This is a genomic window from Pseudoalteromonas mucoides (genome assembly GCF_049257175.1).
Classification (GTDB): domain Bacteria; phylum Pseudomonadota; class Gammaproteobacteria; order Enterobacterales; family Alteromonadaceae; genus Pseudoalteromonas.
This window is the reverse complement of record NZ_JBMMUC010000013.1, coordinates 151,482-177,194: the sequence shown is the minus strand read 5'-3', so window position 1 is coordinate 177,194 and position 25,713 is coordinate 151,482. Positions and strand designations below refer to the sequence as shown.

The window sequence follows — 25,713 nt, the reverse complement described above, 5'->3', positions numbered from 1 at the left end:
TACCATTAAGTTTTTTACCTGCTTGAAGTGCCTTAACTGCATCTTCGAAGTTGAATTGATTTGTCATGTGTCATTCCTGTTTTTATCAGTTTACTGAAATGACACAGATTTTTGAACACTACCCTCGCCAACACTGAGTTGATTTATCCCGCTTTATTCATTTGCTCAATAAATTTGTTAGAATCCGCAATTGATTTATTCATATCATCCATTAACACTTTAATGTCGCGTTTAAGGTTGGTGAATTCGCCTTGAATTGCACTTACAGCTTGAGCATTTAAGTTATGCTTTAAATATAAAACATTATCGTTTAGTGAGGATAAAACAGGTTCCATTTTGCTTTCGGCGTTACGCATAGAACGTAGCAGCTTATCAAAATCACGTTTAGTCGACGTTAATTTCTTATTACTTTCACGTTTTAAAGAAGCATTTGAATATTGCTCTAATTCATCAGCCCATTCTTCAAATAATGCCTCAGCAACATCTTCTACTTTGTTTATGTTGTTTGTTACATCGTTTGCGGCTGCTAGACTAGACTCGTAGTCGTCGTTAAGTTGCTCGTAAGCTGTTTGTAAATCACCACCGTCAAAATCAATTAACGTTGTTAGGCGCTCAAGCGCTGATTGAAACTCTTCTTGTGACTCTTCTTGCGACTCTTTTGTTTCTTCAACACGGTCAACTAAGATGTCACGCTTATGTACGCCAACGGATTCCATTGCAGAGTAGTATGCTGATTGGCAACCTGATAGCGCCATTGTAAGTGCAAGTAATGGTGCGCTTAGTGCAGTAATGTTTTTCATTGAGATCCCTTTTTATTCCCGTTTAGTTTTTAAATTATGTGGTGGATTGCTATGATAATCAAAACAATTTTAGCAGAAAGTTAAACCATGAATGAAAAGGTAGCACATTTTAAGCAACAGGCTGGCTCATTTTTACGTCAGCAACCAGGCTGGTGGATGCAGTATTTTAATCGTTGTATTGATGATCAAATCACTGTTAACGCTGGTTATTTAGCTTATGTTACGTTACTTTCATTGGTGCCATTAATCGCCGTAGCGGTTGCTATTTTTTCCGCTTTTCCTGGTTTTGAAGAAACGCGAATTGCGATTGAAAACTTTTTATTTACCAACTTTGTGCCAACATCATCCGATGTAATTAAAGAACATATTAGCTCATTTGCTGGTAATGCGAACCAAATGACTGCGGTTGGGGTTAGCTTTTTAGCAGCAATAGCGCTTTTATTGATGAAAAATGTTGATGCGACACTTAACCGTATTTGGCGGATTAAGAAGAAACGTCCTTTGATGATTTCTTTATCTGTATATTGGATGATTCTGACACTTGGTCCCGTTTTATTAGGGGCGAGTATTGGTATATCTTCGTATATTGTGTCTTTAGTTTCATTTGCAGATCAAGGCATTCCTGGTTTTAGTGGCTTTTTGATAAAACTATTACCCTTTATAATTTCAATGGCCGGCTTTATTTTGCTCTATACTTTAGTTCCAAACACACGCGTTCCATTTAAGGCGGCAATCCCTGGAGCTATTTTTGCAGCTGTTTTGTTTGAGTTAACCAAAAAAGGGTTTGCTTTGTATATTAGTCACTTTCCATCTTATGAATTAATTTATGGAGCGGTGGCAACAATCCCTATTTTGTTTGTTTGGGTTTACCTTTCTTGGACAGTGGTATTACTAGGTGCAGAGTTTACTGTATGTGTAAGTCCGGATGACATTGAAGATACGCCAGATAATATCTTAGATGATGAAGAGGCCTTAAAACAGTAAATAGCTGCACCACTGATTGCCAGGAGTTGGCGTTATGCAGCTATACCCAAGTATTACCCCTTATAATGACTTTCATCTAAGCGTGGGTGAGGGTCATCAGCTTCATATACAAGAGTACGGTGAGCCTTCAGGTTTGCCAGTTATTATTTGCCATGGTGGGCCCGGGCTTGGTCTACACAGTGATAATTGCCGCTTTTTTGACCCTAACCGTTATCGTATTATTTTATACAGTCAACGTGGATGCGGTTTATCATCACCTCATCAGTTAATGACCAATAATACGGATTATTTAATTGCTGACTTAGAGTACTTAAGGCAATCTTTAGGGATAGAAAAATGGTCGCTTTGTGGCGCATCTTGGGGGGCGACTATTTGTTTACTCTACGCGATAAAGCATCATAAACGTGTGGCTAGCTTATTATTACGAGGCACGTTTCTAGCAACAGGTGCTGATATGCAATGGTTATATGGTGCTGACGGTGCGGGGGCGCAATTTTACCCTGAGCTGTATGAACAATTTGCGCAAAAACAAGCCAGCGTTAAAAGTATACTTGCGTTTTATCAGCAGCAACTTAATGTTGATGATCAGATTAGTGCGAGTCATTATGCAAAACTATGGTGTCAATGGGAGTCTGTTTTATCGCAGGGCCGACACAGTCCTGAGTGGACACTAAGTTGTCCGCAACATGGCTTAAATATGGCGCGGCTGATGGTGCATTTTTTTAACGCTCAGTGCTTTATCGAAGAACAGTTTATAATAAATAATAGTCAGAAGTTGGCACACATGCCTATTTGGTTTATTCATGGCCGACATGATTTGGTGTGTCGCTTTAGTGCGATACAAGAGCTTGCAAAGCAACTTAATGCACAGTTATTAGTGCTGGATGAAATTGGGCATGGTGTTGATAATCAGGTATATTTATCAGCAGTACGGCGAGCAGCCGATCATATGTATATCAAATTATCGAGGGATCAATGCAAGGGCTAATACAACGCGTTAAGCACGCTAAAGTCGAAGTTAATGGGCAAGTGATAGGACAAATAGAGCAAGGTATTTTATTGTTGCTCGGTGTTGAAAAGCAAGACGATGCTGCAGCCGTGGATAAGCTATTACATAAGGTGAGTAATTACCGTATTTTTAGTGATGAGAACGACAAAATGAATTTGAGCTTGAATGATATCCAAGGCGAATTACTCGTTGTATCCCAATTTACGCTTGCTGCTGATACTAAAAAAGGCATGCGGCCAAGTTTTTCATCTGCTGCTACACCACAGCAAGCAAATGAGCTATACGAATACTTTGTCAGTCAAGCCAAAGAAAAAGGCTTAAAGGTCGCTACAGGGCAGTTTGCTGCTGATATGCAAGTAAGTTTATGTAATGACGGGCCCGTTACTTTTAATTTAACGGTTTAATTAATTTAAGCGGTTATTACTTTTTAAGCATCACAATGTGATTGGTATACCCAGGAATTTTTTCTATGCTGGGTCTTTTGCCAAATGTTGTAATCAATAAGTGCTCAAGTTGCTTAAGTTGGGATTCATGGCCGGAAAGAAAATTAATAAATAAGTAGCCGTCAGTTGATAGTGCGTTACGTACTTTTTGATAAAACAGGTGTTTATATAAAAATCCGGGAGCATCTAACTGACTAAATAAGTCGAGGATGATCCAATTATATTCTTTGCCTTGTTCTAACACTTCTTGTGCGTCAAAGCAACGTAAGTTAGTTGCATGATCACCACCAAAGAAGCGTTTGTAACAATGAATAATGCTAGGGTTTTTCTCGACCGACATAAGTTGGCTATCAGGGTAAACATGCTGTAGGTAGTTACGGATTGCACCTGCTCCTAGACCAAGTTCTAGTACTGTTTTGGGCGCAGGTAAAGGCTGCCACAAACAAGCTAAATACTGTAAATGTGGAAATAATAGATGGCTCGGGCGGCTTTTTTCAACCACAGATTGCAACGTATCATTGATCAGTAGCCAGCGAAATTGCTTATGCTGGCGTACTTGAATGCAGTCAGAGCCATGTTTATGCCAATATATAAGCTGTCCGATGCGATGGCAGTCTTCAATAAAGCTATGCTTTACGGCGCCGGAGCCTGCAATTAAATTTTCCATATAAGTAGCTTAGACGAGTCAACATAAAGCGCCAGTCTGTTGTGCAAATTTTACAGTAAAAACAGAGGCTCACCAAAGTCGTATTCCAAGTTTTTAAAAGATAGCGTATGGTAGTTTGCAATAATAAAGAACCATATTGTTTTATTTAACCACTTAGCATTCAATTAACGTGGTATTTGTACGACAGGAGAGTGTATGTTTCAGGTAACTACCCCGCAAAGTAGTGAAGATTGGCAAGCGTATTATCAATTACGTTGGCAAGTATTGCGCGCACCTTGGGATCAGCCTAGAGGCTCTGAACAAGATGATTTGGAACAAGATGCCGAACACCGTTTCATTAAAAACAAGGCTGGTGAAGTACTTGGTGTTGCGCGTTTGCACTTTAATAACCAACAGCAAGCACAAGTGCGTTATATGGCGGTTGCTGAGGGCAACCGTAATCAACATATTGGCAGCCGATTACTCCACGAACTTGAAAAAATTGCATGGACTCAAGATGCAGATGAATTAGTGTTATTTGCTCGTGAGCGCGCATTAGAGTTTTATCAGCGTCATGGTTATGAGTTAAAAGAAAAAGCACATTTAGCATACGATGACGTACAGCATTTTAAAATGATCAAGCAAAAACCATCTGAGCCAGGCTGGTTCCGCCATCCAAATTGGACTCAAGTGCTGCAAAATACTTGGCGTGAATCTATTCCGATTAGTGATGCGATGGGTATTAAAGTTGAAAGCTACACGGATTGGCAGTTTACAACCAGCGCAGATTTAGATGCTAACTTAAACTTACATAACACTATGTTTGCAGGCTCTATTTATAGCTTAGCGACTTTAACGGGTTGGGGCGCCACGTATTTGGCGCTTAAAGAAGCCGGCCTTGAAGGTAATATTGTGTTAGCTGATGCAAACATAAAGTACCTAAAACCACTTAATAACGACCCTCGCGGCAGTGTTGATTTAAGTGGCTGTAAAGGTAAGTTGAGCGAGCTCGAAACAGAAGGTAAAACGAGCTACTTAGTGCCTGTCGAAGTCTATGATGGGGAGGCATTAGTCGCCGAGTTTGAAGGTACATTTATCGTTAAAAAATAAATGTGTAGTATAAATCAGACTAAAAAAGCCAAGTATTACTTGGCTTTTTACTGTGTGAAATTATAAATGTTAGAGTAAATCGGTCAGTAATATACCCACGCCAATACGCTCAATATCTGCATTATAATCAATCAAGCTTTCGCCATAACCATTAAAATACTGAGCGTAGCCTCGTAGTCGTCCCCATAACGGGAAGGACCAATCTAGCTGAATTGCACCACGGTTATCTGAATTTAAGTTGTTACGAGTCATAAAGCTAAATTCATGATCTTCGTAGCGATAAGCGCCACTAAATTCAAAATAGCCCATGTATTTATAAATATCTGGGTTGTCGTCACCGTCAGCTTGCATTGGATCTTCTTTTTCGTCTTCAGGAATGCGATACCAAGGTTTGAAACTAAATACAAAGCCTTCATTCTCCCAAATAAAATCGGCATAAATACGATTCCATGAACGGGAGTTTGGTTGACTACGGCCATTTGATTGGTGTACTAAACCAATTGCAATCGCCATCTCATCACCCCAGAGAACATTGTCAGGATCGAGATAATTTACCCAAAAAATCTCTGGTTCGTAGTTGGTTTCACGAAAAGGAGAGGATATATCTTTATTATAAATTTGCCAAAAAGATTGCAGAGTAAAACCAAAATAGACGGCTTGATCTTTATCGTCAAAATCATTGAAAATAGGAACTTTAATTGATAACTGGTATTTTGCTTCAAGGTTATCAAGTGGTTCACCATCACTTTCTTGAACTAGTTCGTTTAGACCATCAAATGGACGAACATTAGGATTTGACACATAAGATAAAGGCAATATGTAATTACGCTTGTGTGGAGTAATTACATTGCGGTTTTTTTGGCTAACTTCTTCACGCGCTTTGCGCTTGTCGAGTGCTGTAATTTGTTTGCTTTCATCAAGTGCAGAACACTTTTCTCGTAGCTGAGCTAGCGTTTGTTCACCATCGCCGGCAATCGCTTCATTCAAAATACATTGTTTAACTAATTCAATGTCGCTGTTTTGCTCATTTGCCTTTTCAGTGTCAGCTTGTTGTGCTAACACACTTGTTGATAACAAAGTCGTTAGTAAGATCCCATTGCGCCAAGTCATTATTATTCCTTTGAGAAACGTACATGTTAAAAAAGTATACAGAGTTTTATAGCTTAGTAACCGTGAACTTTTACTTAACTACTACAATGAATACCATTAATGGTACGACAGATTTACTTATTTTGATCATCAAAATAGAGAAAAAGCGACCTTAGTCGCTTATTCAATGTAATATTAGTACTTTGTACTTATATTACTCTCACGCAATGAGAAGGGGGAGCTCTAAATTAAAGCTCAAATACGTTAGTGAAGAATTTGTAGAGTTCAGTACCTTGATTCACACTTGCTGAGGCAAAGTGCAAAATTGCGATTGCATTGCAATCAAGTGTTAGAGTTTGTAATGGCTGCTCACTGAGGTAGCACTCCATTCGCAGTACTTTAGCAATCGGCTCACCGGCTTTAATGTGACCGCCTAACGGGGCAATATATTCAACCATACCGCCCATAGGGGCATAGTAAGCAAAGTAGTCATCTAAGTTACAGCCGTAGCGTTTCATTTGTTTTGGTTGGAATGGGGCATCAACAAAAACGTGCTTATAGTTTAAGTAGCTTAAAATGCTATTGGCGTCATCCAGTGCTGCGCTTAAATCGATTTTTTCTTGGCTACCCAGCTCAACAGTAAACGCTTCTACTTGCACGTTAAATTCACGGCCTTGCTTTGCTAACTGTTCAGTTAATTGCCACCAAGGACAAAAGCTGGCTTCATCCATAGCGCCATCAAAATCATTTGGAATAAGCAGTACATGAGGAATATTAAAATAGCTAGCGCTTTGTTTGGCGTAGTCAGGGCAGTATAAATGCTGGCTAGAAATCGGGCCTGTGTGTAAGTCCAGCACAATATCAGCTTGGTGTGCGAGCTTTTGTAAATTAAGTGCAATACGTTTACCGGTAGTTAAGCGATAAGCAGGACCTGATAGCTGTTGCTCAACGTCGGCTATTAGAGCCGCTTTGAAAGCTGCTTTTAATGTTTGATCATCGGCATCACGGTATTGCTCTGCAAATTTAGCCGCAAGCTCACTGTTACAATGATACATGCGGTTCCAGTTAGTGCCAGTAATGGGATCAAAGCGACCAAGGGTAAACTCCCCTGACTTTTGATTACAACCAATGGGATTGGCGTAGGGCACTAAAGTGATATCGCCTTTTAAGTTAAGTTGCTTTAATTGTTCGAGCAATTGATAAATGACCGCGTTGCCTTGTACTTCAGCGCCATGCATATTTGCTTGAACATACACGCTTGGCCCGGTGCCATCGCCTTTTAAACGGTACACCGGAATTGTTAGCGGTAAGCCATTTGCAACTTCACCTACGACGATGTTTTCTTGGCTGATTGGTGTTGTATTACTCATCTCAATTACCTTAAGTAGTGGCTGGCATCTTCTGCTTGACGAACACAGCTTAATTCACCATTTTGTAAAACATATTCTGCAGCTAGTTCATGGCATAGGAAGTACGGCATACTTTCAGTAAAACCATAAGCACCGCATTGACTAAACGCGAGCCAGTCCTGCTCGTTTAAATCATTGGGTAATTGATGCTCACCTAAGCAATCAAGCGCAGTACATAATGGACCATATAAGCTCATTGCTTGGTTTGGTGCTGTTGAGTCACGGAGTAATCGCGCAGGGAAATCTTGGCTCGTAACCGCTGGGCGCAATAAATGATTAATACCACCACTAAGAATAACTTGTTGTTGTCCGTAGTTTAATTTGCGCTCGACAACAGGAGTTGCATAATGACCACATTCGCCAACGGCATAACGACCAAGCTCCATCCATAGTTCTTCTACGCCTGCGTCACGCTTAATTTTAGCAAGAGCGGCTATCAATGCATCCCAACTTAAGGTTGGTGCATCAAGGGTGTAAGGAATGCCCAAGCCACCGCCTAAATCGAGTACTTTTAGATTGATATTTAAATCGTTTGCTAGCTGTTGTAATGGCGCGACCATTTGTGACCAAAGTTGTGCGAGTTTGTCGCTACTGAGCATATTGCCCCATTGGAAAATATGCAGGCCATCAAAGTTAAGGGTGCTGTAGTCACGGGTATTGAGTGCTTGCCATTCATCGCAGCCTAAGCCAAATGGGGTAAGACTATCTCCCCCTAGTGGGTTTTTTTCACCTTCAGGCCAGCGTAATTGCACTCGCAGTAAAACCTGTAGTGTGCATTGTTTGGCAATTGCTTGTTCATTAAGCCAACGCACTTGATTAAGGCTTTCAGCGACAAAAATACGTACACCGCGCTCAATAAAGTGTTTAATTTGTTTTGGGCTTTTAGCAGGCCCAGTGTTGAGCACGCGCTCACTGTTAATACCTTGAGCAAGTACTTGCTCAAGTTCGCCTTTACTTGCCACATCAAAGTTAAAACCAGCACCATCTAAGCTTTGAATTACTTTAGACAGAGGATTGGCTTTAACTGCATACCAAAGTTTCACTTCGGTTTGTGCCACTAAACGCTTAAGGTGTGCATTGAGTGAATCAAGGTCGTAAACAAAAAATGGTGTATCAAGTTTAGTTGATAGCTCATCAATAGCGGCTTTAACTGGCGTGCTCAAAAAGGTCATTAACGTAAAACCTCTTCAAGTAGTAATGACGCATCACTTTGTTCATCACGGTATTTTACGATTAACGCACATGACATGCTTAAACCTTGCTCACGTGCCCACTCATTAGAAGCCGGACGAGAGCCTGGAATTACAATGGCATATTCAGGAATTGGCTCACCTTTATCAAGTTGACGCTCGTTAACGCAGTCATACACAGGGATAGTGGCTGATAAGCGTACGCCTGGTGCAAGTACAGCACCTTTTTTAACAACAACCCCTTCAACGATTACGCAGCCTGCGCCGATGAATGCATCGTCTTCTACCACAACAGGGCTTGCACCAATTGGCTCAAGTACGCCACCTAATTGCACAGCAGCACTTAAATGCACGTTTTTACCAACTTGTGCACACGAACCAACTAAAGCGTGGCTATCAACCATGGTACCTTCGTCAATAAAAGCCCCAATGTTTACGTACGCTGGCGGCATGATAATCGTGCCTTGAGCTACGTGAGCACCACGGCGAACACTTGAGCCACCAGGTACCATACGAACGCCATTTTCGGCAGTAAACTCTTGCGGTGCTAAGTTGTGCTTATCAACAAAACCGCCTGCAAATTCGGTATTGGTGCCGTTTTTAAACGCCTCTAAAATACCTTGTTTTACTTCAACGTTTGCATGCCATTGGCCATTGTCGTCTTGTGTTGCAGCGCGAACAGCGCCTGATTCTAAATTATTTAATAGTTCTAACCAGCTCATTATAAAAACCTGTGTTTAATGCCAAGATAAAATGGTGTTATTTGCATTGTTAATGCAATCTGTTTGGGTTAACTCTAAGTGAGTTAATGGTGGGCGCAAATACGGGCTGTTTAGTCTCCCTTGTAGATGCATCAAAACTTTTACGGGAATAGGGTTCGCGACGGCAAACAAGCTTTGGATTGCTTGTGACCAATCAGCAAATAAATTTGGGTGCTGACCGCTGAGGCTGCGCTTAACAAACTCATGGGTTTGTTCTGGCCATGCATTAGCTGCTACAGAAACTAAACCTTTTGCTCCTGCTTGAGCAAAGTAAGGCATAAGGGCATCATCGCCACTGAATATTGCTAACTCTGGCGAGGCAGTTCTAAAACCTTCAAACTTAGCAATGTCGCCGCTGGCTTCTTTAAGCGCCCATAAATTTTTATGGTCTTTCAAATTACTAATAACCGCGGGTGGAATATCTACTGCGCTGCGCCCAGGGACGTTATAAAGCATACAAGGGTGATTACTTGCGTTAAGTAGACTTTCAAACCAGTGAGTTTGACCCACAATGCCCGGTTTAGCATACAGTGGTGAGCCCAGTAAATAACCGTGAATAGGCAGTTGATTACAGTACTCTACCCACGCAATTTGTTGTGCTAGGTTCATACCGCCAACGGCAACCATTAATGGCACGCTAGGTTTTAACTGACATACATGCTCAACAATGGCTTGTTGCTCTTTCAAGCTAAGTGCTAGGCCTTCGCCCGTACTGCCAAGTAACAAAATACCATTATTAGCGGCTTGCTGTTGTGCAACCAGCTGTTCAAGTACAGCATAATCGACTTCGCCTGCATCAGTAAAAGGCGTGACGAGTGCGGTCCATAACGGGTAGTCGTTTAAATTAAAGTTGTTTTTCATCTGCAACGAACTTATCAGGTGTTCGATGAGTAAAATGAGGGAGAATTTAAATACGCCGCATTAACATCATTCGAACATTAAAATTCGAAGAGCGAATGGGCTTAAATAATAAGGCGCACGGGCCTTATTATACTAAGACCAGAAGCTCTCCACCAAACTTATCAACAGCGTTGCTGTTGTTGGTGACAGTCGCTGGGATTCAACCCAGTCGCCCGAAACAACCCTTCACAAAAAGAGTTACTTCTCGGCGTTAATTCCCCTCACGTATGATCATTGGAGTGTGTGCTCCTCACATACGTTACCTGAATAACGCACCTCTTCTAGCCCATAGTGTGAGTTCTAAATTATAAAACTCACACCTTAAATAGGGGTAATGGCGGTGATTAAAGCATTTTAGCCGTCTAGGTGTCAAGGCTAACTATGTCAGTATGTATTGATCTTTGTTGGTGAAAGGTTACGTATTACCTGCTTTTTTCGTACACTAGCAAATAGACAAAGCAAGGGTAGTTAATCAATGGAAAAGTTTCAGGATATTTATCAACGAGCAGCACAGCGAAAAGGCGGTAAAGCGATGTTAGCGCAATTGCTGCATGCGCCACTTTCACAGGCACAGCTTAAAAAGTTGCCCGATGATGCTTGGCTTGAAGAGTTTACCCGCAAGGTTTTTCAAAGTGGCTTTTATTGGTCTGTAATTAATAGTAAGTGGGCTGGCTTTAGGGAAGTGTTTTGGGATTTTAGTGTTGAAAAACTACTGATGATGCCACCTGATATGTTGGAACAAAAAGCCAGTGATGAACGTATTATTCGTAACTTTAAAAAAGTACAAACGATTCCTGAAAATACGTATATGATCCATGAAGTCGCTAAAGAGAACGGTAGCTTTAGTGCGTTTATTGCCAATTGGCCTACAGACGACATAATTGGCTTGTGGGCGTATTTAAAAAAGCACGGCGCACGTTTAGGTGGTAATACTGGGCCTTATGCATTACGCACACTGGGTAAAGATACGTTTTTACTTTCACGCGATGTAGAAAGCTACTTGCGCGCGCATAAAATTATAGACGGTGGCTTACAAACTAAAAAATCCCTCACTGCTGCTCAAGCATTTTTTAATGAATTGCACAAACAAAGTGGCTTAAGCTTGCAGGAGCTTAGCTTAATTGTAGCCTACAGCGTGGGTGATAATCGTGTGGGTATTCAAACAACTGAACCGCAATAGCGGCGAAAGGTAATTTCATGAAATTAGTATCACGCTATACCGACATCGCAGAGCAATTTGCTATAGCCGATAAACCAAGCCCAGTTGGCGAACCTTCGCTGCTGTTATTTAACGACGCTGTGGCTAAACAATTGAGTATTGATGTTGCCTCTGAACAACAAGCTGGCGTGTTTAGTGGAAACCAACTCATATCAAATATAGCGCCTGTAGCACTGGGCTATTCCGGCCATCAATTTGGTCACTTTTCACCCCGCTTAGGTGATGGGCGCGCGCATTTACTTGGGGCTGTTGCAGATCAACAAGGACTACTTTGGGATATTCAACTTAAAGGCTCTGGCGCAACACCGTTTTCTCGTGGTGGTGATGGCCGTTGCGCTATTGGCCCCGCAATACGTGAATATATAATGAGTGAAGCAATGCACGCATTGGGTGTACCGACAACCCGATGTTTAGCGGTCGTCGCAACGGGCGAAACCGTGTACAGGCAACCACCACAACGCGGCGCAATTGTGACTCGTGTTGCATCAAGCCACATTCGTGTTGGTTCATTTCAATACTTAGCCACGCAAGGCGATGTTGCTGGTCTAAAAGCCTTAGCAGATCTGGCGATTGAGCGACACTATCCTCATATTCAGGCGACAGGGTCTGAACGCTATTTAGCGTTTTTATCGAATGTTATTGAAAAACAAATAGAACTAGTTGTGAGTTGGATGCGGGTGGGGTTTATTCACGGCGTAATGAATACCGATAACACCTTGATTAGCGGTGAAACCATTGACTATGGCCCGTGTGCGATGATGAATCATTTCGATTTTGAGACTGTGTTTAGCTCCATTGACCGCCAAGGCCGTTATGCCTTTGGCAATCAGCCTAATATTGCAAACTGGAATTGCGCGCGACTAGCTGAGAGTTTAATGCCGTTAATAAGCGAAGATGATGAACAGGCAATTGCTCTATTAAACCCTTTAATTAATAGCTTCGCTGAGCAATTTAATTACGCGTTTACTCAGATGTGGGCAGAAAAATTGGGCCTTGATGGAAATCAGGATTCAGATAGTGAGCTGGTGGCGCAGTTATTGGCATTATTAAAAGACCAAAAACTCGATTACACCAATACCTTTGATGCGATAACTGAATCACTGCAAGGTAATGCTGAAATACCGACAACTTTAATACCGTGGTCGAAACTATGGTTGCAGCGTACCAACAGCAAAAGTTATGAAATTATGCGTAAAAACAATCCTAAATTGATCCCACGCAATCATATAATAGAAAATATCTTAAATGACTTTGTTCAGTCAGGTCAAAGCGCTACTCTGAGTGAGTATTTAAAGGCGTTGCAACAACCGTATCAAGAGCAAGCAATAAAAACCAGGTACACAGAAGCTAAAGATGATGCGCACTATAAAACTTTTTGCGGTACTTAATTTTGTCATAGCTGGCTGTTAACTTGCTTTTTATTATTTTTTGATTCACAGCAGGGAATAGGAGACACTGCTATAAAAAGCAGCAACTCTCATGAGTTTTGATGATGTTTTTTTACTGCGGACTAGTTAATGACTGTTATTTATTAATTTTTTTGAAAAATAAATACGGTTTCTACTTGTTGATTTAAAATTAACCAATATAATGCCCTCATGGAATTTAAAATTTGCATTACTTAGTCGATAAATCGCTAATACTCTATGTAACTACTTTTTTATTCATAGTAATTACAATACGCAATTACTATGCTGGTTAGATAAAGTTTTTTATCTAGTCTATACTAAATCTGCGATTTATTATTAAAACTGCTTTAATTGATAAAAATACAATTTAAGTGTTTTCGTTAAGTAATGATTAACAAATGATTTTGTACTCTGGTCAAACTTATTAAGCTAGGGTCACTTAGCTACAATTTAATTGTGAAAATGGGAAGGAAACAATGAAATTAAAATCACTTACTATTGCTATAGCACTAGCTGCAACTAGCGCTTCAAGTTTTGCAGCCGAAAAAGAAGGCTTCTTTATCGGTGCATTTGGCGACTATTACGACGCATCATGGGAAAATATCCGTGGTACTAATGGCATGAATGTTGATGATTCAACAGGTTGGGGTGCTGAGTTAGGTTACCGTTTCAACGATTACTGGAGCGCACGTTTAGAATACGCTGATATGGATTTTGATATTTCGAGTTCAGATCCAGCTATGACTGCAACCAGCATGGACGGAGACCGTTTAGGTATTGATGGTCTTTACCATATTAATGGCGGTCCTTTTTATGGTCTTTTTGGTCTTAAGCAATTAGATATTTCTGAAAATCTTACATTCGCTAATGTAGGTGCTGGTTACCAGCATTATTTCACAGACAACTTCGCGTTTAATGCTGAAGCAGCTTTATACCAAGGTCTTGATCGTGGTTACACCGATGTTGCTGGTAAATTAGGTCTTAGCTATATTTTTGGTAAGCAAGGTTCATCAGCACCGGTTGAAGCGGCCCCAACAGCTGCAGTAGTACCTGTTGCTGTAGCTCCGACTGATAGCGATAATGACAATATCCCTGATGCTGACGATCAATGTGCTAACACACCTATGACTGATGCTGTAGATGGTACCGGCTGTACATTATACGAAGATCGTGAAGTAACTAAGAGCTTACTAATTACTTTCCCTAACAATACTTCAAAAGTATCTGAAAAATATTTAGATGATATTGATAAAGCAGTTGCTTTCTTAAATGAGCACCCAGGTACAGAAGTACTTCTTGAAGGTCATACTTCATCTGTAGGTAAAGCTGACTACAACAAGTGGTTATCTAAAAAGCGTGCTGACGCTGTTGCAGCTCGTCTAATTGCAGACGGTATCGATAAAGAGCGCATCATCACTGTTGGTTTAGGTGAAGAGCGTCTTAAAAATGAAGCTAACACGGCTTCAGCTCATGCTGAAAACCGTCGTGTTGAAGCACATGTAACTGTTATTGAACGTGTAAAAGTAAAACGTTAATATATAGTAAAATGTTAAAACCCAGCATATGCTGGGTTTTTTTATGCCTGAAGTGAATAAAGTTCATACACATTGATTTTATGTAGCTTACTGCTATTTATGGTTATTATACTAGTTTCAAAAGAGCGCAATAAAATACCTACGCCAGCAAAATATTAAGAGTATGCAGTTAAAATCAATGCGACAGCGGCAGATACGTATCGATATTTAAATTTCCACCGCATGCTAACGTGCACTCACAAGACCGATAATATCATTATTCAACAAGCCGTCTAGTTTCTTTTTAGTATCAAATTATTGCAAAAACCTGCTTTATTTGGGTTTTTATTAAGTTTTCATTCATTTTCGCTTGACGATGACTTTTGATCGTCTAAACTCTTTTGCATATAAAATTAACATATGTTATTTTTTGTTACCACGGACGGTGCGGTGAGCAGCTCACTCTTTCCTGTTAAGGTGACTTTATAGCAGTGAGAAGGCGTCATAATGAAACTACCTTTACTAATAACAGCCCTATTTAGTGCATCAGTGTATGCAACCCCTAACCCCTCATTCAGTGAAATCCGAATTGGTTTCGAAAGTGTTGGCTATAGTGAAACATTGGGGGATGTTGCTGGTTTTGGTCAGCTAAGTCAGTCTATTGATGTAACTAATACAACTATTCGTCAGATTTCTTATAGTGGCCTAAATGACGACTGGGGTTATTATATTGACTCAGCCAGTACTTTTATCCCTGAAATTGAAACTGAGACCTGGAGCATGGGGGAGTTTGGCGCTGTACAAGAAAATGCGTTTAAAATTCGTTCGACCGAAGTCGGCGCAAAAGCTGCGTATAATTTCAGTCAAGCCGTTCAGTTTACTGCCGGTGTTAGATTCTTTACTTCAAGTTTCACTCGTTCAAACTTTTCTTTTGTGCAGCCGGGCGCAGATGCATTTGACCAAGCATTAATTGCAATCTCCGATGATCCTGACAACCCTGCTCGTTATACCTTACCTGGCATGGATGGTGGGCATACTGGTGAACAGCAAAACTATACCTCAAATTTAAGCCCTGTTATTTCAGTCTCAGAAGATCAAATGGGTATATTGCTAAGTTTAGGTGCTCGCTATGATAGCCGATTACAAGATAGCTTCAACAAATATAGTTGGTACATTGAAGGAGAAGTAAGCTCGCCGATGTATTCGCAAATCCAGAATACTCAGTTTGAAACTACGACACTGACTGATAGTTTTAACGGTTGGGGGGTCTTTGCAAGAGCGGGTATGCGCTACCAGGTGCTTCAGCATGTTGCAGTTGTTGCGGGTATAGACGCAAATTATAAAACTAGAGATGTGGTAACTGAAAATTTAGAAAATGGACAGCGCTTGAGAGTACCTGAAGTTGAATACACTAACATCGCTTATACACTTGGTATGCAATGGAGCTACTAATGAAAAAAATATTGCTAGCTACAATTATCGCAAGTGTGGGTTTAACAGGCTGTAAAACCATTGAATCAGTACAAAAAGATTTAGGCAGTATTACCTCAGGGCTTACTGGTGATGAAGCAACACCAGAGCAAGTACAGTTAGCTTATGAGAAGGCTGAACAAGCTTTTCAAGAAGCTCTTACAGCATATAATTTAATAGATTCGGAAGCGCTCGCTGACTTCGACACAGAAAAAGTATATGAGGCTAAAGAAGTATGGCAAGTGCTTGAAAGTGAATTTGCTGAATTAAGACTATCACCAGGTCACGCCCTTGATAGTGCGTCATTGTTTTCATCAGATACAGTAGCAGATGAAATTATGGAACAAAGTCAGCAAGTTATTATCTTGGTTGAAGGGGCTACAGTTTCAAAAGAGCGTATTACAGCAGTGCTTAAGCCTGTTAGGGAAGAGTTTGCTGTATTGACTCAAATTGACGCAAATATTCATTTTGAAAAACGCTATTCGACATTGGATGAGCAACACCAAGAACTAAAACAGTTACTTATAGATGGTAAAGAAGCACAAGTAGAGCAGTATGTACCTCAGCTTTTAGAGCAGCTAACAGCATTAGAAAAAGATGCCGTAGTGCAGTTTTATTTCTCTGAGCATATTCACAAAATTTATAAATTAGCTAATTCAGATAAAGCTAGCGTCTTTCCTGCTGTTTACCGTGATGTAAAAATACATTTAGAACAAGGACAAGTTTATGCACAGCAAAATTACCGTGCATACGATGCTATAAAGCTAAAAGCTGCTCTTGTCGCGCACCAGATTGCTCGTATTAATAGTTTGTATATTGAGTATACAAACTTAAAAACAGCGTTAGATGATAAAGAAATTGAGAATGAGCTGCTTAAATTTGAAAACGAATTAGCTGAACTCACAGAGAAAGTAGGGTTAGGAGATTTAAGAAATTTAACGTTTTCAGAACAATTGAACAAGGTCAAAGAAAAGTTGTAACAATGAAATACATACAAGCCATAGCACAGCTATGGCTTTTTTATTTCTAATGAGCGAAATAATATACAGAACTTTATCCATTTAAGAGGGGAAAGAAATGGATTTTTGCAATACCAAACTACGCATAGGGTTATTTGCTCGTCGTGTGGTTGGCTGGGCAATGTCTGATAAGCCTGATACTGACTTAGTTATTAAAGCATTAGATAGAGCATAGGAGCAACGAGGCAGACCATCTGGAGTAATGTTTCATTCAGACCAAGGCAGTCAGTACAGCGCAAAAAAGTTTTAACAAAGACTATGGTGTTACCGGATTGAGCAAAGTATGAGTCGCCGAGGGAATTGTTGGGATAATGCGCCAATGGAGCGCCTATTTAGAAGTTTAAAAACAGAATAGGTTCACTCATTGGGTTATCGTAATTATCAAGAAGCTGAAAAAGATATTAGCTATTATTTGATGAATTACTATAACTGGCGCAGGCCGCATAGCCATAATCAAATGGTTACTCCTGCTGTAGCAGAAGAAAAACTTAATTCACTGTCCGGAATTAGTTGATCACAACATTATATTACCTATTCATTTTAGCTGGGGCACATTGAAGGGTTAGAGAGTATTGTCGATAAATCAGCGAGGATCGAGTTTTGGGGCGCCTTTAACGGCTGAAATGCAAGTTTACCTTGATAATTTACGCGATACCTAGGTTATCACAATCTTACATATTCAATTGAATATGCTGTGACAGGTAATGGAGGGGGCAGTGAGTCAGTGTTTTCATTGACAAGTAATGAAACAAGAAACATTGGTTTATTCCCTGATATGGGTCATGAAGTAGTAAGCGTTACTGGCTGCAACGGTATTTGGGACCAAGCTAATAATTATGAAGTTGGTCCTTTAGCTGCATCGTGCGAAGTAAATGTTGAGTTTGTAGAGACGACACCATGAGCATTATTGAATACCCTTTGTAGTTGATAAAACGACCACGCCATGTGGTCATTTTTATTTTTAAATTAAAAATTCAATAAAACCCACATTTAGATCTTACTTTTATACTTTTAAACTACTTTAATCAAATAAAGACGCAAAAATTCCTATCCACTTGCATTAAAATCCCTTTCAATATTTATGAGTTAGTCTCTTATTTTTTAGGTGATATTTTATGACAGTATTAAACAACCAGAACCTATTGCAACTTCGGTTTGTAAACCAAGCTCATATCGAGGCAGTCAAGCCATCATTTGCCAATCTTCCGGCTAATCCGTACGCCGATGGTGCTTTTCGTAAACGCCGCTATTCAGTGATCAAAGCACAAGGTGACGAACTAAAACTACAAGCAACTAAAGCCTTTGTACAAGATAATTCAATTAATACCTTTCAAGGGAATGTTGAACGCACGTATGAGAACTTAGAGTCAAGCTTACTGCAAAGCGAAGGCATGAAAAGTATCGTTAATGAGTTTCGTGCAATTACAGGGATAGATGAAGAGCGCGATATTGAGATTCATCAATTTAGAATGCTTGCTATCGAAAGTGATACGCCACCAGCACCTGAGGGCATTCATCAAGATGGCTTTGATCACGTGTGTATTTGCGGTGTATCTCACGAGAATCTAGAAGGTGGTGAGCTTTTAGTATATGAAAACAAACAAGCTGAGCCATGTTTTAAAATGGAAATTAAAGACGGTATGTTTGCACTTATTAATGACCGCGAAGTTTGGCACAATGCCACACCAATGAATAAAATTGATGCAAGTAAAGACGGTTACCTAGACTGCTTTGTATTGACGGCTTAAGGAATTGCAATGAATTTAACTAAACTTCGTCGTCAATTTCCTGCATTAATGCAACAAGTGGCGGGTAAGTCACCGATATTTTTGGATGGCCCAGGTGGTTCGCAAGTGCCACAATCAGTACTTAGTGCGATGTCAGCTTATTTAGGCTATTACAACTCTAACTTGGGCGGCGCGTTTTTCTCAAGTGATAAAACTGTTGAGCTAATGACAAATGCGCGTCAAGCGGCCGCTGATTTATTAAATGCCCCGTCGAGCGACCAAATTGTATTTGGCGCGAATATGACCAGCCTAACATTTAGTTTTAGCCGAGCCATTTCGCGTGATTGGCAAGCGGGTGATGAGATCATTGTGACCAATGCAGATCACTTCTCAAATGTATCGTCTTGGCAGCAAGCAGCACAAGATAAGGGTGTGAAGGTTAATACTGCACGTATCAATGAAGCGGATTGCAGCTTAGATTTAGCACATTTTGCTAGCTTACTAAATGCCAATACTAAGCTTGTAGCTGTAACTTACGCATCAAACACCACTGGATCTATTAACGATATTCAACGTATTGTTGCTATGGCTCATGAAGTTGGTGCTTTAGTTTATGTTGATGCTGTACATTATGCGCCTCATGAATTGGTGGATGTACAAGCGCTAGATTGTGACTTTTTAGCCTGCTCTGCGTATAAGTTTTTTGGCCCACACCTAGGCATGGTTTATGGTAAGCGTGAGCATCTTGAAGGATTTACGCCTTACAAAGTTGAGCCAGCTAAAGATGTGATCCCAGGACGTTGGGAAACCGGTACGCAAAGCTTTGAGGCATTAGCAGGGCTTATTGCTGCAGTGGATTATATCGCAGATATTAGTGAGCTTGATGGCAGCTATTCACGTCGTGATAAATTAGCTTCGGCTTTTGCTAAAACGAAACAGCATGAAATGGCGTTGAGTGAGCACTTCCTTACGCGTTTGGTTAATTACCCTAAAATCAAGCTATTCGGTATTGATGACTTAACGCGCTTACCAGAGCGTACTCCTACCTTTGCTTTAACCTTTGAAGGACTTGAGCCGCGTCAGGTATCTGAGTTTTTAGGTAAGCAGCATATCTGTGTTTGGGATGGTAACTTTTACGCACAAGGTTTATGCAAGCAATTGGGTGTATTGGATACTGGCGGCGTTGTACGTATTGGTTGTATGCACTACAACACTACCGAAGAGCTTGATCAATTATTTGATTTATTTGACGAATTGATTTGAAGCTGTCAGCTATAAGCCGTCAGTTTAATGCAAATACTCGACAGTGGTCAGCAGTTAATCAATTTTTTTGACCGCTGACCGCTGACCGCTGACCGCTGACCGCTGACCGCTGACCGTTTAGGACTGTGGCTGTCCATATATTTGTTCAGCGCGGTTAAACATCACCCATGACGTTAAAATATATTTATCATTTGAAATAGGCTTGTTGCCGCGATGGGTATGAGTGAAGTAACCTGGAGCAATAACCATTGTGCCTTTTTTAGGTGAAATCTTACGTTGTTGATAGTAAAACTCAGTTTCGCCGCCTTCTTCTACATCGTTCAAATAAAACATAAACAGTAGTACGCGGTGCAGAGCTTCGTTGTGGCCAGCTTGCGGATAAACTTCACTGTGCCAATATGGATAACCGCCTTTATTGGTTTGATATTTCTGCGCTTGAATATTCCCTAACCTAAAGATTTGCTGCACTAATAAAGGGAGTTGTGGCTTACCTATTTCATCAAAGTTAGCTTGTGTTAGGTCTGTCGGCACCCCTGTTTTTGGGTGATACACTTTTAGCCCAAACGCGCCTATCATCATAAAAATATGCTCTTCCAGATATTTAAATATATAGCCAGCGGTGGTTTGTTGGATGTGTTTTAGTTGCTCAGCGTATTCAGGGTGGTTATTTAAATAAAGATCATGGCTGTCTTTTTTAGCCAAATCGACGCCGCCCGAGGTCATACCTTGTTTTAGATGCGGGCTTTGTTCAAAGAGCGTGATAAAGTTATCGCAAAATTCATTGCTTAGGGCGTTATCGTAAACGCGGATAAAGTCCGTCATGAGCTGCCTTTATTGGAATTATTATGTTTATAGAAAAAATTACACCGCGCTTTAGCGAAACCGATGTATTAGGACACATTAACAATACCGTACTCCCTGTGTGGTTTGAAGCGGCCAGAGCACCTATTTTTAGGTTTTTTACCCCTGACTTAAATCCAAATGAGTGGAAATTGATCATCGCCAAAGTAGAAGTAAACTTTGTGGGTGAGCTTTTTTATGGTCATGATGTTGAAGTGAAAACTGTGGTAGAACATGTAGGTTCTAGCTCTTTTGTTATCCGCCAGGAGGCTTATCAGCAAGATAACCTTTGTGCGCTAGGTAAAACAGTATTAGTACGTTATGACTTTAAAGCGAAAACAAAAAAGGCGTTATCTAGTGAGGAAAAATCAGCACTTAATGAGCACCTAGTTACTGATCAAAAGTAGCAACTATAAGTTTTTATTTTGGCATTTGTAAAACAAAGTCAGAAAAATAGTTTAGAGCCCACATTGGTGGGCTAGAATGGGTTAAGAGGCGTGAGCGCTCATTAACTCTTGATGTAGCCAATCTTTTAATTCGGCACGCTCAACTTTCATTTGGTGCATTGATTGATCATCAATCGGTGCATCTTGAAGTTCTAATACACGCACTTCTTTATCAATGGCATCATATTGCTTAGCCTTTGTTGCAAACTCAGTACTTTCACTGTTTAACGTAGCAATCGTATTCAGATATTCAGGAAACTCTTTAGTTAATGAATGGTCTTCGCCTAACATAGGTTGCTCCTTTAGGTTTAATGCAGGTAATGTAGAGAGTATTAACCCTATATAATAGAGCTTGGGCTATTTAATAATAAATCAACAGTGGGCAACTTTTTTCTCTTATCATAGAGTTTAATGTCGGTATCAATATTACATTGCCTAAAATCATTTTCAGAGCTCAGTATAATATCTGTTTGTGTTTAAGCCATTGGTTTATCGTCGGCACCTGCTCGATTTATAAAGTAATCATCAACACCTTCACCAATTAAGTGCTGTTTTGGCAGCGATGAGTGGGATAAGGTTTTAAAGGTGAGTTTTAATCTGTTTTTTTGGTTTTTAATGTGGCTTGATTCGATATTTCGCCGATTGTTGGTTGTGTTGAGCTGGTTTGGGTATAAAATGCGACCCCATTATTCTGATTATGCTTTTGGGTTCCGTATTTCATGCTGTTAATGATCGACAACTATGACTCGTTCACCTACAACTTGGTGCAATATTTTCAGCGCCTTGATCAAGAGGTATTAGTAAAGCGCAATGATGAGTTATCCGTTGCACAGATTAAGCAGCTTAACCCCCAGCATATTGTAATATCGCCAGGCCCATGCTCGCCTAATGAGGCGGGGATTTCATTACAAGTTGTTGAGCAATTAAAAGGAATATATCCTATTTTAGGGATATGCTTAGGGCATCAAACTATCGCCCAAGCGCTTGGTGGTAATGTAATACGTGCCAAACAAGTAATGCATGGAAAAACATCGCCGATTTTTCATAATAATAAAGGTGTGTTTAAAGGTTTAGCGAATCCACTAACGGTTTGTCGTTATCATTCATTGGTTGCCCAGCGACAAAGTTTGCCCAGCGAGCTAGAGATTACTGCTTGGACGCAAACTGTTGATGGTGAATTTGACGAAATTATGGGGCTATTACATAAAACCTTAGCATTAGAAGGGGTACAGTTTCACCCCGAAGCAATTTTAACCGAACAAGGGCTTGAATTACTTGCCAACTTTTTAACTCGGTTCTAGGCTTAGAACTTACTCTTTAAATAACACTTATAAAAGATACTAATTAATGACAGACAAACTGCGCCAACAAGTCACTGCAAAAGCACTCGCTCAACGCGCACATGATCTGTTGCTTGGCCATAGTTTTGCGCAGCGTCAAATAGGTTACATTCATACTTTAGATATCGATTACGGTGATGCGATGGAGCAACGCACTTTACTTGAAGTGGAAGTTGCAGCGCAAACAAAGCGTCAGAAATCCAGTACAGCCCATCATAAATACCGTGCACAAGCGAGTGAGCAGCTGCATCAAGTTATAGAAAGTGCAATGCAAAAGCAGCTAGCTGATATCGATACCATTATTCATGAAACAATTGGCATCGAAGATAATATTCCGGCAATTTTAGATATTCTGTCAGTTAAATCAGCATCCGTAGGTCGTTTGGAGCCATTAGTAAACGACTTGAGCTGGCTAGGTCGTGAACTTGTGACCTTTGTAAACCTGCCGTACTACCGAACTCAGCGCAATAAACATACCTCTGTTAAAGTCGATAATCCGTCTTTAGCCCTGCGTTATATAGGGCTTGATAACTTACAATTTGTAGTGCCAACTTTTGCGGTACGCCATTGGATGCCTCATAGCACTGAGCCATTCCCGCTATTAAAGCGTCGCTTGCGCGATAACTCAATGGCTTGTGCTATTGCAGCACAAGAGTTAGCTAAATTAAATGGTGTAAACGAAATTCATGCATTTACCCTAGGTATGTTATTAGACGTAGGTAAGATTGCTTTGGTACGGCTCTATTTGCGTACCTTTGAATTAGTATGGCAACGAAAAGTAAGCTTAGCGCGTGAAGAACAGCAAAAAGATTTACACACGGCTTTATTAGAGCTCAAGCCCGATCCGCTTTTTTTAAGCACTTTGCTAAGTGAGCACTCTTTAAAGGTTACGCAAAAGGTGATTGATAAAATGGCGTTTCGCTTTTTACCTTTTAAGTTTGTTATGCAGCAACTTACAACGCCGCTAGACAAAGGCGATTCATTATTACCTTTAACAGAGGTGATACAAAAGGCTCGCTGTTATTCTCAGCACCTCACCCTGGTTGAGCACCAAATGGTAGAAAGTGATGAAACAGCGCGATGGTTTGAGTTTTTCAATTTCACTAAATCGGAACTAAACCAGCTAGAAAAAACCAATTTCCAGAACTTTCACATAAAAATTGACTAGGGCGTGTTTATCTTTCGAGGTTGAATTTGCAGCAGTGTGTTTGGTATTTAGGCAAGGCGGAGCCTATGTAGTGTGGTTGTTCCCCATAAATAGGCGATAACGCAGCATCAATGCCAAACACGTGCTGCCCTTCAGGTTTTTCCTAGGGGCGATTAACTCTTTGTTACCTACATGGATGTAGGTAAGGGGCGTGAGCAGGACGCGGAAGCTTTGCTCAATTTTTACTTATTATCACATGGATGTGAGTAAGTAGAATAACGCAGGAGCAGTTATCGAGCCCACTAGGTTACTAATCTCGCGCCGCGATTAAATCGCCCCTAGTTTGAACAAATTTTAACCCTGAAAGGTCAACACGCCCTTATTTCATAAATTTTTTGTTAATTTTTTTGCGACTATTCATTCATTAGTCAGTTTAAAACTCTGCTTTAGTTTATGAGCTAAAGGTGTGCTCAGTGAGTAACTAGGCAGACTTATGCAAGAAAGTCTTGGTTATAAAATAGTGTAAATAGTTATTCACTATCTATGAAATAATATCTCAAAGCCTTGAATAACAAGGCCTGCATGAAAGTTTTCTAAGAGACAACAGCACAAAACTCTGAAATAATGACCTTCTGAAAATTGAACCAGAGAGTATTTTTGGGCAATTTAAGCTATGCTCATTTACGCCAAAGGGAATGGTGCATCAGTCCATCATTCAATTATTCACACTCTCTGTGATATCACAATTAAGAGGATACAAAATGACAGTCAATCGCGAATTATTTGATCAAGTAATGGTACCAAACTACGCACCTTCAAGCGTTATTCCAGTTCGTGGCGAAGGCTCACGTGTATGGGATCAGCAAGACCGCGAATACATCGATTTTGCTGGTGGTATAGCTGTTAACTGTCTAGGCCATTGTCATCCTGCATTAGTTAATGCATTAAAAGAGCAAGGCGAGAAGATTTGGCATTTATCAAATGTAATGACCAATGAACCTGCGCTTCGCCTAGCTAAAAAGCTAGTTGATGCTACATTTGCTGAAAAAGTTTATTTTGCCAACTCAGGTGCAGAAGCAAATGAAGCGGCGCTTAAATTAGCGCGCCGTTTAGCGCTTGAAGAATTTGGTGCAGAAAAGTCACAAATCATTGCATTTAATAAAGGTTTCCACGGCCGTACATTCTTTACTGTAACAGTAGGTGGTCAAGCTGCTTACTCTGACGGTTTTGGCCCTAAGCCAGGTGACATCGTACATTGTGATTACAACGATTTAGCTGCTTTTGAAAAACTAATTTCAGACAAAACATGTGCTGTAATGATGGAGCCTCTACAAGGTGAGGGCGGTATTGTTTCGCCAACTGACGAATTTGCTAAAGGCGTTCGTGAGCTGTGTACTAAACATAACGCACTACTTATTTTTGATGAAGTACAAACAGGTGTAGGCCGTACAGGTGAACTATACGCTTATCAAGGTTTAGGTGTTACTCCTGATATTTTAACGTCTGCTAAAGCATTAGGCGGTGGTTTTCCAATTGGCGCAATGCTAACGACGACTGAAATTGCTAAGCACTTAAAAGTAGGTACTCATGGTTCTACTTATGGTGGTAACCCATTGGCTTGTGCCGTAGGTGAAGCTGCATTTGATACAGTTAACACGCCAGAGGTACTTGCTGGCGTTAAAGCAAAAGAAGCATTATTCCGTGAATTACTAACGGCTGTTAATGATAAATACAAAGTGTTTTCAGAAATCCGTGGTCAAGGTTTATTAATCGGCGCTGTTGTAACTGAGCAATACAAAGGACGTGCAAAAGAGTTTTTAGTTGCCGGTATCAACGAAGGTGTTATGTCGTTAGTCGCTGGTGCTGATGTTGTGCGTTTTACACCTTCACTTGTAATACCAGAAGCAGATATCCGTGAAGGTATGGCACGCTTTGAAAAAGCCGTTGCTACAGTTGTGAACGGTTAATCAACTCGTCT

At 40.4% G+C, this 25,713-nt stretch carries 25 protein-coding genes, 1 pseudogene and 1 riboswitch; of the genes and pseudogenes, 17 read left to right on the top strand and 9 right to left on the bottom strand.

What is annotated here, in order from left to right; all coding sequences use genetic code 11:
• Nucleotides 1-143: 143 nt before the first annotated feature.
• Entirely contained in the window at nucleotides 144-800 is a 657-nt protein-coding gene (locus AAEU30_RS15280; RefSeq protein ID WP_421961220.1) for a DUF2959 domain-containing protein, read from the bottom strand.
• An 87-nt stretch (nucleotides 801-887) separates the two neighbouring features.
• Between AAEU30_RS15280 and AAEU30_RS15275 the strand changes: the two genes are divergently transcribed.
• The 3 genes from AAEU30_RS15275 to dtd are packed head-to-tail and all read left to right on the top strand — an operon-like array spanning nucleotide 888 to nucleotide 3,197.
• Nucleotides 888-1,784, top strand: a complete 897-nt coding sequence (locus tag AAEU30_RS15275) for a virulence factor BrkB family protein (RefSeq protein ID WP_421961219.1) — start codon at nucleotides 888-890, stop codon at nucleotides 1,782-1,784.
• 34 nt (nucleotides 1,785-1,818) lie between these two features.
• Entirely contained in the window at nucleotides 1,819-2,772 is a 954-nt protein-coding gene (locus AAEU30_RS15270; protein WP_421961218.1) for an alpha/beta fold hydrolase, read from the top strand.
• Nucleotides 2,760-3,197: a D-aminoacyl-tRNA deacylase gene (gene dtd / locus AAEU30_RS15265; RefSeq protein ID WP_421961217.1), complete on the top strand. Its 438-nt coding sequence runs from the start codon at nucleotides 2,760-2,762 to the stop codon at nucleotides 3,195-3,197. Before AAEU30_RS15270 ends, dtd begins: the two co-directional genes overlap by 13 nt.
• Before the next feature lie 16 nt (nucleotides 3,198-3,213).
• Here the strand turns inward: dtd and AAEU30_RS15260 are convergent, their stop codons facing one another.
• Nucleotides 3,214-3,903 carry a spermidine synthase gene (locus AAEU30_RS15260; RefSeq protein ID WP_421961216.1) on the bottom strand — a complete coding sequence of 230 codons (690 nt, stop codon included), beginning with the start codon at nucleotides 3,901-3,903 and terminating at the stop codon, nucleotides 3,214-3,216.
• Nucleotides 3,904-4,098: 195 nt separating this feature from the next.
• On the opposite strand from AAEU30_RS15260, the gene AAEU30_RS15255 reads away from it, so the two are divergent.
• Nucleotides 4,099-4,992 (top strand): bifunctional GNAT family N-acetyltransferase/hotdog fold thioesterase, encoded by an 894-nt coding sequence (locus AAEU30_RS15255; RefSeq protein WP_421961215.1) that lies wholly within the window; start codon nucleotides 4,099-4,101, stop codon nucleotides 4,990-4,992.
• Between the two features lie 69 nt (nucleotides 4,993-5,061).
• Here AAEU30_RS15255 and AAEU30_RS15250 read toward each other — a convergent pair whose 3' ends face one another.
• From AAEU30_RS15250 to dapA, 5 genes are all read right to left on the bottom strand, one after another.
• Nucleotides 5,062-6,102, bottom strand: a complete 1,041-nt coding sequence (locus AAEU30_RS15250) for a phospholipase A (RefSeq protein ID WP_421961214.1) — start codon at nucleotides 6,100-6,102, stop codon at nucleotides 5,062-5,064.
• A gap of 227 nt (nucleotides 6,103-6,329) precedes the next feature.
• On the bottom strand, nucleotides 6,330-7,451 hold the full coding sequence (locus tag AAEU30_RS15245; protein ID WP_421961213.1) for a succinylglutamate desuccinylase/aspartoacylase family protein: 1,122 nt from the start codon (nucleotides 7,449-7,451) through the stop codon (nucleotides 6,330-6,332).
• A gap of 5 nt (nucleotides 7,452-7,456) precedes the next feature.
• Nucleotides 7,457-8,662 carry a PLP-dependent decarboxylase gene (locus AAEU30_RS15240; protein ID WP_421961212.1) on the bottom strand — a complete coding sequence of 402 codons (1,206 nt, stop codon included), beginning with the start codon at nucleotides 8,660-8,662 and terminating at the stop codon, nucleotides 7,457-7,459.
• Nucleotides 8,662-9,402 (bottom strand): 2,3,4,5-tetrahydropyridine-2,6-dicarboxylate N-succinyltransferase, encoded by a 741-nt coding sequence (locus tag AAEU30_RS15235; RefSeq protein ID WP_421961211.1) that lies wholly within the window; start codon nucleotides 9,400-9,402, stop codon nucleotides 8,662-8,664. Before AAEU30_RS15235 ends, AAEU30_RS15240 begins: the two co-directional genes overlap by 1 nt.
• Before the next feature lie 15 nt (nucleotides 9,403-9,417).
• Nucleotides 9,418-10,302, bottom strand: coding sequence for a 4-hydroxy-tetrahydrodipicolinate synthase (gene dapA / locus AAEU30_RS15230; protein WP_421961210.1), 885 nt, complete (start codon nucleotides 10,300-10,302; stop codon nucleotides 9,418-9,420).
• A 134-nt stretch (nucleotides 10,303-10,436) separates the two neighbouring features.
• Nucleotides 10,437-10,630: riboswitch (Lysine riboswitch) on the bottom strand.
• Nucleotides 10,631-10,816: 186 nt separating this feature from the next.
• Between dapA and AAEU30_RS15225 the strand changes: the two genes are divergently transcribed.
• The 9 genes and pseudogenes from AAEU30_RS15225 to AAEU30_RS15185 all read left to right on the top strand — a co-directional run bounded on the left by AAEU30_RS15225 (nucleotide 10,817) and on the right by AAEU30_RS15185 (nucleotide 19,962).
• Nucleotides 10,817-11,521, top strand: coding sequence for a DNA-3-methyladenine glycosylase I (locus AAEU30_RS15225; RefSeq protein ID WP_421961209.1), 705 nt, complete (start codon nucleotides 10,817-10,819; stop codon nucleotides 11,519-11,521).
• A gap of 17 nt (nucleotides 11,522-11,538) precedes the next feature.
• Nucleotides 11,539-12,948 carry a protein adenylyltransferase SelO gene (locus tag AAEU30_RS15220; protein WP_421961208.1) on the top strand — a complete coding sequence of 470 codons (1,410 nt, stop codon included), beginning with the start codon at nucleotides 11,539-11,541 and terminating at the stop codon, nucleotides 12,946-12,948.
• Between the two features lie 497 nt (nucleotides 12,949-13,445).
• Nucleotides 13,446-14,504 carry an OmpA family protein gene (locus AAEU30_RS15215; protein WP_421961207.1) on the top strand — a complete coding sequence of 353 codons (1,059 nt, stop codon included), beginning with the start codon at nucleotides 13,446-13,448 and terminating at the stop codon, nucleotides 14,502-14,504.
• Nucleotides 14,505-14,990: 486 nt separating this feature from the next.
• The gene (locus AAEU30_RS15210) at nucleotides 14,991-15,935 is read left to right on the top strand and encodes an autotransporter outer membrane beta-barrel domain-containing protein (RefSeq protein ID WP_421961206.1); all 945 of its coding nucleotides are present in this window, start codon (nucleotides 14,991-14,993) and stop codon (nucleotides 15,933-15,935) included.
• Complete coding sequence (locus AAEU30_RS15205) at nucleotides 15,935-16,933, top strand: hypothetical protein (protein ID WP_421961205.1); 999 nt, start codon at nucleotides 15,935-15,937, stop codon at nucleotides 16,931-16,933. The genes AAEU30_RS15210 and AAEU30_RS15205 overlap by 1 nt, the downstream gene beginning before the upstream one ends.
• A 124-nt stretch (nucleotides 16,934-17,057) precedes the next feature.
• Nucleotides 17,058-17,486 (top strand): annotated as a pseudogene (locus AAEU30_RS15200) (DDE-type integrase/transposase/recombinase); the annotation flags it as partial.
• A 180-nt stretch (nucleotides 17,487-17,666) separates the two neighbouring features.
• Complete coding sequence (locus tag AAEU30_RS15195; protein WP_421961204.1) at nucleotides 17,667-17,873, top strand: hypothetical protein; 207 nt, start codon at nucleotides 17,667-17,669, stop codon at nucleotides 17,871-17,873.
• Between the two features lie 214 nt (nucleotides 17,874-18,087).
• The gene (locus AAEU30_RS15190; RefSeq protein WP_421961203.1) at nucleotides 18,088-18,720 is read left to right on the top strand and encodes a 2OG-Fe dioxygenase family protein; all 633 of its coding nucleotides are present in this window, start codon (nucleotides 18,088-18,090) and stop codon (nucleotides 18,718-18,720) included.
• 9 nt (nucleotides 18,721-18,729) lie between these two features.
• The gene (locus AAEU30_RS15185; RefSeq protein WP_421961202.1) at nucleotides 18,730-19,962 is read left to right on the top strand and encodes a cysteine desulfurase-like protein; all 1,233 of its coding nucleotides are present in this window, start codon (nucleotides 18,730-18,732) and stop codon (nucleotides 19,960-19,962) included.
• A gap of 117 nt (nucleotides 19,963-20,079) precedes the next feature.
• On the opposite strand, the gene AAEU30_RS15180 is transcribed toward AAEU30_RS15185, so the two are convergent.
• Nucleotides 20,080-20,784, bottom strand: coding sequence for a 2OG-Fe(II) oxygenase (locus AAEU30_RS15180; RefSeq protein ID WP_421961201.1), 705 nt, complete (start codon nucleotides 20,782-20,784; stop codon nucleotides 20,080-20,082).
• Between the two features lie 23 nt (nucleotides 20,785-20,807).
• Between AAEU30_RS15180 and AAEU30_RS15175 the strand changes: the two genes are divergently transcribed.
• On the top strand, nucleotides 20,808-21,209 hold the full coding sequence (locus AAEU30_RS15175) for an acyl-CoA thioesterase (protein WP_421961200.1): 402 nt from the start codon (nucleotides 20,808-20,810) through the stop codon (nucleotides 21,207-21,209).
• An 81-nt stretch (nucleotides 21,210-21,290) separates the two neighbouring features.
• Here the strand turns inward: AAEU30_RS15175 and AAEU30_RS15170 are convergent, their stop codons facing one another.
• Complete coding sequence (locus tag AAEU30_RS15170; RefSeq protein ID WP_421961199.1) at nucleotides 21,291-21,539, bottom strand: HP1242/YdcH family protein; 249 nt, start codon at nucleotides 21,537-21,539, stop codon at nucleotides 21,291-21,293.
• 428 nt (nucleotides 21,540-21,967) lie between these two features.
• On the opposite strand from AAEU30_RS15170, the gene AAEU30_RS15165 reads away from it, so the two are divergent.
• From AAEU30_RS15165 to AAEU30_RS15155, 3 genes are all read left to right on the top strand, one after another.
• Nucleotides 21,968-22,549 (top strand): anthranilate synthase component II, encoded by a 582-nt coding sequence (locus AAEU30_RS15165; protein WP_421961198.1) that lies wholly within the window; start codon nucleotides 21,968-21,970, stop codon nucleotides 22,547-22,549.
• A gap of 46 nt (nucleotides 22,550-22,595) precedes the next feature.
• Nucleotides 22,596-23,756: an HDOD domain-containing protein gene (locus AAEU30_RS15160; protein WP_421961197.1), complete on the top strand. Its 1,161-nt coding sequence runs from the start codon at nucleotides 22,596-22,598 to the stop codon at nucleotides 23,754-23,756.
• A 740-nt stretch (nucleotides 23,757-24,496) separates the two neighbouring features.
• Nucleotides 24,497-25,702 carry an aspartate aminotransferase family protein gene (locus tag AAEU30_RS15155; protein ID WP_421961196.1) on the top strand — a complete coding sequence of 402 codons (1,206 nt, stop codon included), beginning with the start codon at nucleotides 24,497-24,499 and terminating at the stop codon, nucleotides 25,700-25,702.
• Nucleotides 25,703-25,713 lie beyond the last annotated feature (11 nt).